Annotated in this window: 9 protein-coding genes and 1 other RNA gene; 3 read left to right on the top strand and 7 right to left on the bottom strand. The window is 73.1% G+C overall.

Annotated elements, in window-relative coordinates:
- Nucleotides 1–91 precede the first annotated feature (91 nt).
- The 4 genes from AC3ET3_RS04750 to AC3ET3_RS04735 all read right to left on the bottom strand — a co-directional run bounded on the left by AC3ET3_RS04750 (nt 92) and on the right by AC3ET3_RS04735 (nt 8,592).
- The gene (locus AC3ET3_RS04750) at nt 92–6,859 is read right to left on the bottom strand and encodes a DUF3320 domain-containing protein (RefSeq protein WP_435611676.1); all 6,768 of its coding nucleotides are present in this window, start codon (nt 6,857–6,859) and stop codon (nt 92–94) included.
- A gap of 273 nt (nt 6,860–7,132) precedes the next feature.
- Nucleotides 7,133–7,531: RNase P RNA component class A (rnpB, locus tag AC3ET3_RS04745), an RNA gene on the bottom strand.
- A gap of 73 nt (nt 7,532–7,604) precedes the next feature.
- On the bottom strand, nt 7,605–8,114 hold the full coding sequence (locus AC3ET3_RS04740; RefSeq protein WP_432137740.1) for a TetR/AcrR family transcriptional regulator: 510 nt from the start codon (nt 8,112–8,114) through the stop codon (nt 7,605–7,607).
- A 22-nt stretch (nt 8,115–8,136) separates the two neighbouring features.
- The gene (locus AC3ET3_RS04735; protein WP_432137724.1) at nt 8,137–8,592 is read right to left on the bottom strand and encodes a DUF4260 family protein; all 456 of its coding nucleotides are present in this window, start codon (nt 8,590–8,592) and stop codon (nt 8,137–8,139) included.
- A gap of 128 nt (nt 8,593–8,720) precedes the next feature.
- Here AC3ET3_RS04735 and AC3ET3_RS04730 point away from each other — a divergent pair, with 128 nt between their 5' ends.
- The 3 genes from AC3ET3_RS04730 (at nt 8,721) to yaaA (ending at nt 10,952) form a co-directional block, all read left to right on the top strand.
- Nucleotides 8,721–9,470, top strand: a complete 750-nt coding sequence (locus AC3ET3_RS04730) for a MerR family transcriptional regulator (RefSeq protein WP_432137723.1) — start codon at nt 8,721–8,723, stop codon at nt 9,468–9,470.
- Entirely contained in the window at nt 9,467–10,057 is a 591-nt protein-coding gene (locus AC3ET3_RS04725) for a hypothetical protein (protein WP_432155800.1), read from the top strand. The genes AC3ET3_RS04730 and AC3ET3_RS04725 overlap by 4 nt, the downstream gene beginning before the upstream one ends.
- Before the next feature lie 112 nt (nt 10,058–10,169).
- Nucleotides 10,170–10,952, top strand: a complete 783-nt coding sequence (gene yaaA, locus AC3ET3_RS04720; protein WP_432137721.1) for a peroxide stress protein YaaA — start codon at nt 10,170–10,172, stop codon at nt 10,950–10,952.
- Nucleotides 10,953–11,023: 71 nt separating this feature from the next.
- On the opposite strand, the gene AC3ET3_RS04715 is transcribed toward yaaA, so the two are convergent.
- From AC3ET3_RS04715 to AC3ET3_RS04705, 3 genes are read right to left on the bottom strand one after another with little or no spacing between them, the layout of a single operon-like run.
- Complete coding sequence (locus tag AC3ET3_RS04715; RefSeq protein ID WP_435611675.1) at nt 11,024–12,310, bottom strand: bifunctional RNase H/acid phosphatase; 1,287 nt, start codon at nt 12,308–12,310, stop codon at nt 11,024–11,026.
- Nucleotides 12,311–12,319: 9 nt separating this feature from the next.
- Complete coding sequence (locus AC3ET3_RS04710) at nt 12,320–13,063, bottom strand: zinc ribbon domain-containing protein (RefSeq protein ID WP_432137739.1); 744 nt, start codon at nt 13,061–13,063, stop codon at nt 12,320–12,322.
- Nucleotides 13,060–13,914, bottom strand: coding sequence for a Nif3-like dinuclear metal center hexameric protein (locus AC3ET3_RS04705; RefSeq protein ID WP_432137719.1), 855 nt, complete (start codon nt 13,912–13,914; stop codon nt 13,060–13,062). Before AC3ET3_RS04705 ends, AC3ET3_RS04710 begins: the two co-directional genes overlap by 4 nt.
- Nucleotides 13,915–14,099 lie beyond the last annotated feature (185 nt).

Genomic DNA, 14,099 nt, shown 5'->3' with positions numbered 1-14,099 from the left:
GGTACCCGGCGGCACCGACGTGCCAGGTCCTCGCCTTGGCCCGTCGGTTCGGCGGCCTTCGGGGCGTACGGGGAGACCCCGTCCTGACCGATCAGGAGCCCTCAGCGGGCATCACGCCGCCCTCCGACTCGGTGAGGCCCCCTGCTGCGATCAACGTGTCGATGTCGCCGGTCAGCGCGTCCCGGATATCGGGTCCGAGTCGTGCCCACCCGAAGAAGCGAGCCACCTCCCGCAGCAGGTCCTCGCGGTGCACGCCCGGCCCTTCGTCGACCACGTTCCCGAGGACGAGCTGCCGCTCCGCCGCGGGAACCTCCGCCACCCGGCGGGCGCACCGCTCGGTCGGCGTGCGGGCGAACTCCATCGCGTGGCCGGGTCTGTCGTAGGCCGCGCCCACTTGGACGATCTTGCGCTGCTTGAGCAGGCGTCGCAGGGCTCGGTCGATGCGGTCGCGCACCACCGGGCCGGCTCGTCCCAGGCCCCACGCGAGACGGACCCGCGTGTAGACCACTTCCTTCTCTACGGGTCCCTCCACCTCGACCACGCACAGCGCCACGTCCGCCACCACGTCGAGGGCGTCGGGGTCCTGCAACTCCGCACCCGGCCTGCCCCGCTGCCTGCTCGACCGGTCACGTACCTCTGCCAGGAGATCGACGTCGACCTCCTGGTAGGGACGGCTCCAGGACGCGGGGCCGGCGTCGACGGTCACGAACTCCACGCGCGGGACCGCCGGACCACCGGCCGTTTCTCCGGCTTCTCCACCACCCGTGCTCGCAGCGCCGTCCCCGGCCTCTGCCGCCCCGTCACCCTCGCCGAGGTGCCCGCCGTCGCCGTCCACGCCGGCGGGCCGCGCCACACGCACCGCATGCGGATCCTCCGCGCACGCCGCCTCCACCGCGGCCCGCAACCGCGCCATCGCATCACGCCGGTTCCGGTACCAGTCCGTGCCCCAGATGCGGTGCAGCCTCCAGCCCAGGTCGCGCAGGACCGCTTCCCGCAGCCGGTCGCGGTCCCGTGCCGCGCGGGAGGAGTGATACATGGCGCCGTCGCACTCGATGCCCAGCGCGTACGTGCCGGGCGCGCCCGGGTGCCGCACCGCCATGTCGATACGGAAGCCGGCGACCCCCACCTGCGGCTGGACCTCGTAGCCCCAGCCGCGCAGGACGCCGATGACCTCCTCCTCGAAGGGGCTCTCCGGAACGGCGTCCGGGTCGGGGGCCTCCGTCCGGAGGATCGCGGGACCGTGCTGGGCGTACTGCAGGTACCGCTTGAGGTGCTGCACGCTCTTGTTGGCGCTGTCCGGCAGATCGCCTCCGTGGAAGGAGGCGACGACCTCCATGCGGCGCCGGGCGCGGGTCACGGCCACGTTGAGGCGCCGCCAGCCGCCCTCCCGGTTGATGGGGCCGAAGGTCGACAGGAGTTTGCCCCGGTGGTCGGGGCCGTAGCCGATGGAGAGGATGATGACGTCGCGCTCGTCACCCTGGACGGTTTCGAGGTTCTTGACGAAGAAACCGTCGAGGCGGCCCTCCGTGAAGTGGTGGTCGAGGTCCGGGCGGGCCGCCCTGGCCTTCTGCACGGCCTCCTCGATCGCCTCCGCCTGCGCTTTCGACAGCGCGACCACGCCCAGGGTGTGCTCGGGGCGGGTGTCGAAGTGGTGGATGACGCGTTGGGCCACCTTCGCGGCCTCGACGGGGTTGTCGCTGTTTCCGCCGCGGTCGTAGACACCGTCCGCCTTGATGAACTCCACGCCGATGTCCGGTCCCTGCTCCAGGGCGCCCGGGAACGTGACCATGGAGTTGTCGTAGAAGTCGTGGTTGCTGAAGGCGATCAGGTTCTCGTGTCGGCTGCGGTAGTGCCAGCGCAGGGGCAGGCCGCGCAGGACTCCGCTGGCCTTGCACATGTCGAGGACGGACTCGAAGCCGTCGGTGGCGTCCTCGTCCCATTCGTCGCCGTCGTCGCTGTCGGCGGCCGCGCTGAAGAACGAGGTCGGCGGAAGCTGTTTCTGGTCGCCCGCCACGATGAGGGCCTTGCCCCGGTAGACGGAGTTCACCGCGTCCTGGGGCAGCACCTGGGACGCCTCGTCGAAGACGACGACGTCGAACCCGAAATCCGCCGGGAGGAACTGGCTGACCGTCAGCGGGCTCATCATGAAGCAGGGCTTGATCAGCCGTACGACGTCACGGGTCTGCTGCAGCAGGTGCCGTACCGGCATGTGGCGCCGCTGCTTCTCGGACTCGCGGCGGAGCACGGCGGCCTGCCCCACCGATGTGCGGCGTGGGCGGCGGGAGTTGCATGCGGCGATGACCTCGGCGTGGGCCGCCGCCACCAAGTCCCGGTCCACCTGCCGGTAGCGCTCCACCAACTGGTCCCTCTCCACCGCTCGCATCGGTCTCAGCCTCTGGTCGGTGGCGAGCTGGTGCTCGACCCACGCGGTGAGCACCGCACGTTCCATGGCGGCGGGGAAGTCGTCGGCCGAGACCTCGCGGCGTGCGAGCTGGTCGGGCAGCCCGTCGAGGTGGTAGCGGCGCAGCAGGGTCAGTGCGTCGGCGCAGCTGGTCCACGCTTCCGGGCCGAAGGGGTCGTGGTCGAGGCGGGACAGGACGGACCGGGCCTCGGTGAGGGATACGGCGAGTTCGCCTCGCAGCTCCTCGGCCCGCTCAGCTTCGAAGTACTGGGTGAGTGCTTCGCGCTGACGGCTCCAGTCGCCGGCTCGGGCCGCGACGGACGGATCGGCCGACGCGGCCAGCATCAGCCGGGCCGCCACCTGCGGCAGGGGTGCGGAGTGGCCGCCGTGTGCGGTTCGGCGTACCTTCTGGGCCCAGTCAAGGGCATCCAGAATCGCGTCGCGGTCCGTCTCGGTGCCCTGGTAGAGGGAACCGAGGAGGCTTCGGTACGTGGCGTCGTTCGCCGCGAAGGAGGACTCGGCGGCGCGGGCGGAGACCACGCAGGCCACTGCCTCCCTGGCCCGTGCCAGGGTGAGGCCGGTGTCCTCGTCCATGACGCGGGCGGTCGAGCGGATGAGGTCGGCCGCGTCCTCGAAGGGCTCCACGTGCGCGCGGAGCCAGCTCGCCGCTCGGTCGAGGGGACGAGTGGCGAGTGCCGTGCCGACCACCGCGAGGTGGGGCCGCCGGGTGTACTCCTGCCACAGGTCCAGGTCGTTGCGGATCCGGTCGGTCTGCGCGAGGAGATCACGCGGTTCGGGCCGGCCGTCGGCCACCACCGCGACGAGGCTGGTCCGGCGCGCCGGTTCCGCGAGGGTGTCGGGTGCCAGACGGACGATCAACCGGGCTGCGTCCAGGGCGGCCCGCAGGGCCTCGGTGCGCGGGTGCCCTTCCGGCGCGTACCGCCCCAGCAACTCGCGCTGCTGATCCGTGGTGTACGGGCCCGGTTGCCGTCGCGTCAGGTCCAGGCCGCGGCGCAGGAGCGTCCCCATGGGCTCGTAGCCGGTCACACCACCGGGCGCGGCCTCCTGCAGGTCGTCCGCCCGCGTGTCGAGGCCCCGGTACCAAGGGCCCAGCAGAGCCCGGTCGGTTACGGCCCGGGCGTCGAACGCGGCGGTCTCCTCCTGCGCCGCGTGCGCGATGGTGACCGCCGAGCGTGCGGAGGCGAGCGTGTACTCGGAACCGGGGCCGCCGGCCCGACGGCCCACCGAGGCCACGGTGTCCAGGAGCGCGACGGCCTGCCGCAAGGGGGTGAGGTGTGCGCGCAGCCAGCGGGCGGCGGCGTCCAGCGGGAGCTTGGCCAGGTCGGCCGCGTGCGGTGCCAGCGACGGGCCGCTCAAGTCTCTCCGCCACGTGGCGAGATCGCTGCGCAGCGCCGCTCCCTGTCCGACGAGTGCGGGCCGCGGCTCTCGGCCGTCAGCCAGTTGGGCGGCGAGCAGACCGCGGCGGTAAGGATCGGCGACGGCCTCCGGTGCGAGTGCGTGGACCGCTTCGGCGTGCGTGAGTGCCTTGCGCAGCGCTGTGACGTCGGGCAACACCGTGCCCCTATAGCGGCCGAGCAACTCGGCCCGGGTCTCGCCGAGCGATCGCAGCCTGCGGTGAGCGGCGCACCAGGCGTCGGCGAGCGCAAGCTTGTCGTACAGTTCGCCGCGCCACGAGCCGCCGTGCGTCAGCCGGGCGACGAGCTTCCGGTCGGCGCGGACGCCGCTGGACAGCATGCCAGCGAGTCCCTGGCGGCCCTCCATGAGGCGGTGGAGTGCTTCGGGGAGTTCAGGTGTGGAGACGACTTCGGGCAGGAAGGTGTCGCGCGCCGCGTCCTCCGCGGCGGCCAGGTCTTCGGCAGCCGCGGAGATCTCCGCGACGGCTGCCTGGGCCTGGGGAAGCACCCGGGGATCGAGCCATGCTTCCAGCGTGCGGTCCGAGGCTGTGGCCAGCTCCACCAGGGTGGCCAGGTCCTCCGCCTGGGACGTCGCCTTCGGACGGTCGCACCCGAGGCACTCGGCCACCGAGTCGGCGTGCTCGGCTGCCGCATCGAGGGCGTCGGCGAGCCTGCCGAACCGCTCGGCCGACTCCGCTGCCTCGCGGCCGGTCAACGACGCGATGTCGGCGCCGGGCGGCTCCAGCGCGGCGAGAGCCTGCTCGTCGGCCGGTCGCTCCGCGCTCACTTCCCGACGCAGTTCGGCCCACCCCGGGCCTGCGTGGTCCGTCGCCAGGGCCTGGGCGGAGAGTACCCGGTCACGTCGTGCCAAGAATTCGCTCAACGCGTCGGCGACGGCCCCGACAGCCGCTTCCTCCACCCGCGCGGGGCCTTCGGGGACCAGCCACTGTTCGAGGGGACGGTGTTCGGTGCCGGACACGGTGAGCACGTCACACAGATGACGTGCTTCCTCGGGGCTACCGGGATGGGTGAGGCCGGTGAGGTGACTGATACCGGCGAGGCTCTGCAGGGTCCGTTCCAGCACGCCGGCGGTCGCGTCGAACTCACCGGCGAGCTGCCGGGCTCGCTCCTCCGTGAGTCCGGTGAGGTCGAGGCCGGGTGGAGCCATCGTCGACAGCGCCTTCTCGGCTTCCCCCGGTTCCGCCGTCAGCCTGGTGGACAGCTCCTGCCAGCGCTCGCCCACCGCCGCGCGGACGGCGGTGCTCGCACGCTGCGCCTTGCGCAGTTCCGCCAGGAAGGCGTCGGCCCGGTCGTCCACCTCGTCGGCGAACGAGTCCGTGGTCAGCCATGCTTCCGGGACGGGACTCCGCACGTCGAGCAGGTGCAGGAGCGCGATCAGACGGTCGATTCCGCTCTGGTCCGTTAGGGGCACTCCTCCGGGCGCGAGATCCCGGTAGCGGTCGACCGCTGTCGCGAGCGCGTCCCGCGCCGCCTGCGCCTGTTCCAGGGCAGGACGGGGATGCGGTAGGCCGGCTCGCAGACCACGCCAGGGGAACGACGGATCGGCGACCGCCTCCCACGCTTCGGAGATGGCTTTCGTCGCGTCGACGATCAGACGCAGGTCCTCGTCGCTGAGCGTCTCGGCCCGAAACGTCGTCTCGCCCGGCGTGGCCGTGTCGTCCCCCTGGCTCAGATAGGCCACCGGCGCGTCAGTGAGTCGGCCGACCCGGCCGAGCACGTCGTGCAGCGTTCTTTCCAGCGGGCTTCGGACCTCGTTCATCGCTTCGGCGTAGGCGCTGAGCGCGAGGCGCAGTTCCCTGGCCTGGGCGAGGGTCTGCTGCGACAGTTGCGGTGCGCGCGGCTCCTCCGCGAGTGCCCGTCCCAGCTCCTGGGCCACCGCTCTGCGGCTGGTGTTGTGGCTGTGGAGGGCCAGGGCGTACGAGTCGAGTCCGACCGACTTCAGCCGGTCGAGGACGACGTCGAGGGCCGCCGCCTTCTCACTGACGAAGAGCACACTGCGGCCCGCGTGCATCAGACCGGCGATCATGTTCGTGATCGTCTGGCTCTTGCCGGTGCCGGGCGGGCCGTCCAGGACGAACGACCGTCCGGCCACGGCCGCGGCGACGGCCTGCCGCTGCGAGGCGTCGGCGTCGAGCACCAGTGGAGTGTCCTCGGGCGGGCTCAGCTCGTCGATCCGGTCGAGCTCGATCTCTTCGAAGTCGAAACGGTCGGAGGCGAGTCCGGAGTTCGGGCCGAGCGCCATCGCACGGACGAGGGCACTGCCGAGGACGCGGTCCTCGTTGTCCAGCAGGTCCTGGTACATCGACTCCTTGTGGGAGGCGAAGAGTGCGAGCACCACTCGGTCGGAGACCTGCCATCCGGACTTGCCCGCCACCGCGCGAGCCGCGACGGAGAGCACTGCCTCCAGGTCCGAAGGGTCCTGTTCGCCGACCGGCGTCCAGTCGATGTGGAACTGCTCCAGCTTCACCCTCAGTGCCGGGTTGAGACGTGGTTCCTCGTCATCGCTCGCCCTGAGACGCACGCGGCCGTTGCGCGCGCGCTCGATGACCACCGGCACGAGGACCAGAGGAGCGTCGCTGCCCGTCTCGGCTCCGTCCTCACGCCAGCGGAGCATGCCGACACCGAGGTTGAGGGTCCACAGGCCGTAGTCGTTGAAGACCTGCGTCGCTTTGGCGCGCAAGCTGTTCAACGCGCGCAGGAGGGAAGGTGCGGTGGTCTTCTGGGTCAGGATTCCCTCGGAACGGTCATCCTTCTTCGCAAGGACCACGTCGCCGGGTCCCCTCTCCTCGCCGGCCTCCTCTTCCTCGTCCGGGAGGGGCGCGAAGTCCCAGCCACGGGCCAGACCTGCGAGCAGCTCCTGCGCGGACGGGGCCGCGATCTCCAGTGTCGCTGACCTGGTGTGGCGGAAGTTGAGCAGCCGGTTGCGGCCGCTCAGGTCCACCAGAGAGGTGCGCCAGTGGTCGAGCATCGCCTTGAGGCGGTCGAGTTCCTGGCTGCCCCCGAAGTCACCCGAGTTCGTCACGCTGGTCCCTGGTGTCGTTCGCTTCTGGACCAACGGATCACCGGCGTCGCCAGGCGGTCCCCTCTGCCGTCAACGCAAAAACGGCCACAGAAGTCCGTCCTGTCCTGGTGGCCGCAGAAGTCCCGCTGATCCCCCCTGGAAGCGGATTCTAGGGTCAGTACGGCAATGCGCGCAGCGCTAACGGCAAGACGATCTTCCCAGTGCCCGCCAAGCTGCGATTCAGCCCCGCCGCTCCGCGTGGGCACTCTGCCCCGGGGAAGCCACAGACAGCGGCAGACGAGTCGGGCTGTACGCCGGGTTCTGTGCCGAGGTGCCTCGCGGCGGCCTCGGTGACGGCCATCCATCTAGGGCCGGTGTTACCACCGGCCTCGTGCGGTCTACCCGCGGACTCGGGCGGGCAGCCCTCGGTCGTCCGCGCAGAGCGCCTGTTACGGCGCTCCTCTTGACCTTGCTCCAGGTGGGGTTTACCTAGCTGCCCAGGTCACCCTGGGCACTGGTGGTCTCTTACACCACCGTTTCACCCTTACCCGGCGCCTGAGCGCCGGGCGGTTTGCTTTCTGTGGCACTGTCCCGCGGGTCACCCCGGGTGGCCGTTAGCCACCACCCTGCCCTGTGGAGCCCGGACGTTCCTCGGGAAGCCCTGGGGCTTCACGCGGCCGTCCGCCCGGCTCGTCTGCCGTGCGGACCATGGTACCGGGCCGCCGCCGGCACTTACGCCGCCGTCCCCATGGCCGGGCCGCCGCCGTCACGGGCGCAGTGCCTCCAGGCCCCGCGTCCAGGCCGCCGGCAGGTCCGCGTCGGCCGGGAAGCGGTCCTGGAGCTCCAGGATCACCATGCCGTGCGCGAAGGCCCACACCGCCCGGGCCAGGTCCAGGTCGTCGCCGCACGCCCGCAGCAGGGGCCGGGCGGTGCGGTCCTCCAGGCCCGGTGGAAGGAGGTCGCGGGGCAGGGGGCGTTCGGTGGCCAGGCGGTAGAGGTGGGGGTGGGCCAGGGCGTACGCCCGGTACGCCTCGCCCAGCACCGGCAGCGAGCCCGGCGCCCGTGCCTGAGCCGCCTCCATCGCCTCCGCCATCTCCCGCAGCACCTGCGCGATCAGCTCGGCCTCCACGGACCGCTTGTCCGGGAAGTGCTTGTACAGGGACGGCGCCTTGATGCCGAGGCGGTCGGCCAAGGTGCGCATCGTGAGGGCGGCGGGGCCGGACTCCTCCAGGACGGTCCGGGCCACGCCCGCGATCTCCCGCGCCCTGGGCGTCAGGCCCTCCCCCGCCGTCACCCGCTCAGCCACGCTGGAAGCCCTCCTCGGTCCGCAGCCCGTATCCGAAGGCGCGATCGTACGAGATGTGGGCGAGCCAGCCGCACAGTGCGGCGAAGGCGGGCGCCCAGGTGAAGGGTACGAGGGTGTAGGCCAGGACCAGGACCAGGGGGATCAGCGCCCGGTGGGCCGCGTTGTAGTACGGCACCGCTCGCGGGGGCAGTTGCCCGGGCGCCATGCGGGGTGCGTCCCGTACCGCCACCAGGAACGTCAGGTCGGGCGCGATGAAGAACACGAGCGCGAGGGTGGCGGCGGCCCAGCCGTGGTGGACCGCCTCCAGCACCGCGAACGCCGACCAGAACAGCGCGCCGGCCAGCCAGGCGACCCGGCGGGCGACGGCGGTACCGGGGGTCGGGGTGGTGACGGGGGCGGGGGTGGCGGGAGTAGTGGGGGTGGTGGTCGCGGGAGTGGGGGGTGTCATGGCTGCCGCCTCCAGGATGGCTAACGTCGTTAGCCAGACGTTAGGGCTAACGGCGTTAGCCTGTCAAGGGTCCGGTCCGCGCCCGCCCGCCTTGACCTTGCCGCGACGTCAACGTCTTCACTGGTCCCATGCGGATCGGAGAACTCGCCGGGATCGTCGGCGTCACCACGCGGACCGTGCGGCACTACCACCACCTCGGCCTGCTCCACGAGCCCGAGCGGCTGGCCAACGGCTACCGGGACTACACCCTGCGGCACGCCGTCGTCCTCGCCCGGATACGGCGGCTGACCGAGCTGGGGATGGGGCTGGCCGAGGTGCGGGACGTGCTGTCGGACGACGCGGGCAAGGACCTCGCGGAGATCCTGGCCGAGCTGGACGAGGACCTCGCCCGGCAGGAGGCGGCGATCCGCGAGCGGCGGGCGCGGCTGCGGGCGCTGCTGGACGGGCCGGGCGTGCCCGCCGAGGGGCCGGTGTCGGGGGAACTGGCCGGGCTGTTCGCCGAGCTGGCCGACGGGTTCGACTCGCCGCTGGCCGCGAAGGACCGCGAGATGCTGGCGCTGCTCGACACGGTGGCCCCGCCCGAGCTGCGCGAATCGCTGGCGGGCGCGCTGCAGGAGGGTTTCGGCTCGCCCGAGGCGCAGGCGCGGGCGCGCGAGGCGTACGCGCTGCTGGACGGGCTGGCCGACGCCGAGCCGGACGACCCGCGGGTCGCGGCGGCCGCCCGCGCGCTGGCCGCCTGCACACCGCCCCACCTGGTACCGGAGTCGCCCGTCGAGCACGACGGCACGTTCCTGCGGGCCCTGTACGCGGACCTGGCCCCGGGGCAGGCCGCGGCGGTCCGCGCCGCCATGGAGATCCTCACGCAGGAGGGGCGATGAGACGACGTGGAGCACGGACGATGACGGCGGCGGCGGCGCTCGCGCGCCACGAGCTGCGGCTGCTGGCCAGCCTGCTGTTGTGGGCGGGCCGGCGGCGGCACGGGGTGGCCGGGGGGCGGGCGTTCGGCTACGCGCGGGGGCAGGGGGCGATGGCGTTCGGCCTGCTCTTCGTGTGCGCGGTGGAGACGGTCGGGGTGTCCGTGCTGCTGCGCGACTGGCCGGCCGCCCACCACGTACTGCTGGTCCTGGACCTGTACACGCTCCTCGTCGTCCTGGGGCTGCACGCGGCGACCGTGGTCCACCCGCACGTGCTGCGCGGCGACACCCTGCGCGTCCGCCACGGCGGCCATCTCGACCTGCGGATACCGCTGGACCGGATCACGGCGGTCCGGCGGGAGGCGCGCTGGTCCCACCCGCCGGCCGAGGGGGCGCTCGACGTCACCGTCGGCGGGCAGACGTCCATCGCCGTGGAGCTCGCCGAGCCGGTCACCCACGTGAGCCTGCTGGGCCGGCGCCGGCCGGTCGGTACGGTCCGGTTCCACGCCGACGACGCGGACGGCCTCGTGGCGGCGCTCCGGCGGGCATGAGGACGGCGTGAGGAGGGGGCGAGGAGGAGGGTGACGAGGGGGTGAGGAGGAGGGTGAGGAGGGCGGGGCGCGGGACCGTACCCTTGCTCGGAGCTCAACCGAAGGAGAACCCGTGCTCGTCCTGCTCCCGCCCTCCGAAGGCAAGGCGTCCGCCGGCCCCGGTGCCCCGCTGACGCTGGAGTCGCTGTCCCTGCCGGGGCTCACCGAGGCCCGTGCGGCGGTCCTCGGTGAGCTGGTGGAGCTGTGCGCGGCCGACGAGGAGAAGGCGCGGGACGTGCTCGGGCTGAGCGAGGGCCTGCGCGGCGAGGTCGCCAAGAACGCCGGGCTGCGCACGGCCGGGGCCCGGCCCGCCGGGGAGATCTACACCGGCGTGCTCTACGACGCCCTGGACCTGGCCTCGCTGGACGCGGCGGCGAAGAGGCGCGCCGGGCGTTCCCTGCTCGTCTTCTCGGGGCTGTGGGGCGCGGTGCGGGTGACGGACCGGATTCCGTCGTACCGCTGCTCGATGGGGGTGCGGCTGCCGGGGCTGGGCGCGCTGGGCGCCTACTGGCGGGCGCCGATGGCCGACGCCCTGCCGGAGGCGGCCGGGGACGGGCTGGTGCTGGACCTGCGGTCGTCGGCGTACGCGACGGCGTGGAAGCCGAAGGGCGAGGTCGCGGGGCGCACGGCGACCGTGCGGGTGCTGCACGCGCCGACGCGGAAGGTGGTCAGCCACTTCAACAAGGCGACCAAGGGCCGGATCGTGCGGTCCCTGCTGACGGCCGGGGCCGCGCCGGAGGGCCCGGCCGAGCTGGTCGAGGCCTTGCGGGACCTCGGGTACGAGGTGGAGGCGGCGGCTCCGGAGAGGGCCGGGCGGCCGTGGGCGCTGGATGTGCTCGTCACGGAGGTCCACTGAGATCCGCTGAGGTCCGTTGAGGTCCGTTGAGGTCCGTTGAGGTCCGCTGAGCCGGCGGCCGGTCCGGGTGGTCAGGCGCGCAGGTGTGAGGTGTCGTTGACCAGGCGGACGCTGGCGTTGCCGTCGGCGTAGTAGGCGATCGCCGAGACGGAGGCCGCGGACAGTTCCATGCGGAACAGGGACTCCGGCGGGGCGCCCAGGGCGAGCCGTACCAGCGTCTTGATCGGTGTGACGTGGGTGACCAGCAGGACGGTGCGGCCCGGGTGCGCGGCGACGAGCTTGTCGCGGGTGGCGGCGATCCGGTCGGCGGTCTCGGCGAAGCTCTCGCCGCCTCCCGTGGGGTGGGCCTCCGGGTCGGCGAGCCAGGCCTTCAGGTCGGCCGGGTACCGCTCGTGCACCTCGCCGAAGGTCAGCCCCTCCCAGGCGCCGAAGTCGGTCTCGCGCAGGCCTTCTTCGACGGTCACGTCCAGGCCGAGGCGGGCGGCGACGACGGCGGCGGTCTCCCTGGTGCGGGCGAGCGGGGAGGCCACGATGTGCTGGACGGTGCCGCGCCGGGCGAGGGCGTCGGCCACCCGCCCGGCCTGCTCGCGCCCCACGTCGGACAGGGACGGGTCGGTGCCGCCGCTGCCGGAGAACCGCTTCTGCGGGGTGAGGGGTGTCTCGCCGTGCCGCAGCAGTACGAAGGTGGCGGGGGCGCCGAGGTCGGGGGCCGAGGCCCAGCCGACCGAGGGGGTGGCCACCTTCCGCGCGGCCCGCACGTCGGCTTCGGCCCGCACGCCTGCTTCGGCAGGTGCGTCGGCTTCGGCAGGTGCGTCGGCTTCGGCCCGTACCTCGGCTTCGGCAGGGGCGGCTGCCTCGGCGCGTGCCTCCGCCTCCTCCCGTGCGTCGGTGGCGGCGCCCCCGGTCGCCCCGTCCGGCGTCCGCCGTACCCGGAAGTCCGTCCGCCCGGCCGCGCCCGCGTCCATCGCCTCGTTCGCCAGCCGGTCGGCGTGCTTGTTGCGCTCGCGCGGGATCCACTCGTACGTCACCTGGCCGGGCGGGAAGACCCGGGCGGCCTCGGCGGCGAGCGGCTTCATGTCGGGGTGCTTGATCTTCCAGCGGCCCGACATCTGCTCCACGACGAGCTTGGAGTCCATCCGCACGCGCACCCGCGCCGACGGGTCGAGGTCGCGGGCGGCGAGGAGCCCGGCGACCAGGCCCCGGTACTCGGCGACGTTGTTGGTGACGACCCCGAGGTACTCGGCGCACTCGACCAGGGTCCGGCCGGTCTCCGCGTCGGCGACCACGCTGCCGTACCCGGCGGGCCCCGGGTTGCCCCGCGATCCGCCGTCGGCCTCGACGATGAACTCCCGCGCCACAGCGGCCCCTTACAGCCCGGACTCGGCGGTGCGCACCAGGATGCGCCGGCAGTTCTCGCAGCGGACGACCGTGTCCGGCGCGGCCTTGCGGATCTCGCTCAGCTCGGTGATGGCGAGTTCCTGGCGGCAGCCCTGGCAGGTGCGGGCGTACAGCTTGGCGGCGCCGATGCCGCCCTGCTGCTCGCGCAGCTTGTCGTAGAGCTTGAGCAGGTCGGCGGGGACGGCACCGGCGACGACCTCGCGCTCCTTGGTCACCGTGGCCGCCTCGCCGTCGATCTCCTCGAAGGCGGCGTCGCGGCGCGCGGTGGCGTCGTCGATCTTCCCCTGCACGGAGCCGACCCGCTCGGTCAGCTCGGCGACCCGCTCCTGCGCGGCCTCGCGGCGCTCCATGACCTCCAGGACGACGTCCTCCAGGTCGCCCTGGCGCTTGGCGAGGGAGACGATCTCGCGCTGGAGGTTCTCCAGGTCCTTCGGGGAGGTGACGGCGCCGGAGTCCAGCCGCTGCTGGTCGCGGGCGGCGCGCTGGCGGACCTGGTCGACGTCCTGCTCGGCCTTGGTCTGCTCGCGGGCGCAGTCGCTCTCCTCGGTCTGCGCGGCCACCAGCAGGTCGCGCAGCTGGGTGAGGTCCTTGGTGAGCGACTCGATCTCGGCGTGCTCGGGCAGCGACCGGCGCTTGTGGGCGAGCTGCTGGAGGCGTACGTCGAGGTCCTGGACGTCGAGGAGTCTGATCTGGTCGGCGGGCGCGGCGTTCAGTTGGGGGCTCCAGGGGTGTCAGTGACGGTGGACGCCGCGTGGGCGGTCCAGGGGTCGGTGACCGTGGCGGAGACATGGACGCGAAGGTTCCATCCCTCCCGGTCGGAGATCTCGTCGAGCTGGCTCGCGGCCAGCTCGCACCAGGGCCACTCGGTGGCCCAGTGCGCCGCGTCGAGCAGCGCGAGAGGACTGTGGGCGCGGGCCTCGCTCGCCGGGTGGTGGCGCAGGTCCGCGGTGAGGAAGGCGTCGACGCCGGCCGCCCGGACGTGGTCGAAGAGGCTGTCGCCGGAGCCGCCGCTGACGGCGACGGTCCGTACGAGTGCGTCCGGGTCGCCGGCCACCCGGATGCCCTGCGCGGTCGCGGGCAGCCGCGCGGCGGCGCGCTCGGCGAAGTCGCGCAGGCTCAGCGGGGGGTCGAGTTCGCAGACCCGGCCGAGGCCGCGGCGGCCGCCCGGGTCGGTGGGGTCGGGCACGAGGGGCCGTACGACGCGCAGGTCGAGCGCGCCGGCGAGGGCGTCGCTGACGCCCGGGTCGGCGGTGTCGGCGTTGGTGTGCGCGACGTGCAGGGCGATGTCGTTCTTGATGAGGGTGTGCACGACCCGCCCCTTGAAGGTGGAGGCGGCGACGGTGGTGGTGCCCCGCAGGTACAGCGGGTGGTGGGTGACCAGCAGGTCGGCGCCGAGCCGCACCGCCTCCTCGACGGTCTCCCGCACCGGGTCCACGGCGAACAGGACCCGGGTGACCTCCTGATCGGGGTCGCCCACGACGGTTCCCACCGCGTCCCAGGACTCGGCCCGCTCGGCGGGCCACAGCTTCTCCAGCGCGGCGATGACTTCTGACAGACGGGGCACGGACAAAAGGCTACCTGCCCGTTCCCCGCCCCCGCACCGCCCTCCACGGGCCTCGCCGGGCCTCGCCGGCCGCCCGGCCACCCGGCCGCCCCCGCGGCACGCATCTCACCGGCGAGCGGCTCTGCTCCGGCCCCGCACGGACTCGGACAGCCCCGCCCACGCCTTCACCCGGGTGCGAACGACTC

The organism is Streptomyces sp. bgisy159 (assembly GCF_057707805.1).
Note: the sequence above shows the minus strand (reverse complement) of the source record. Positions and strands in the feature narration are given on the sequence as shown.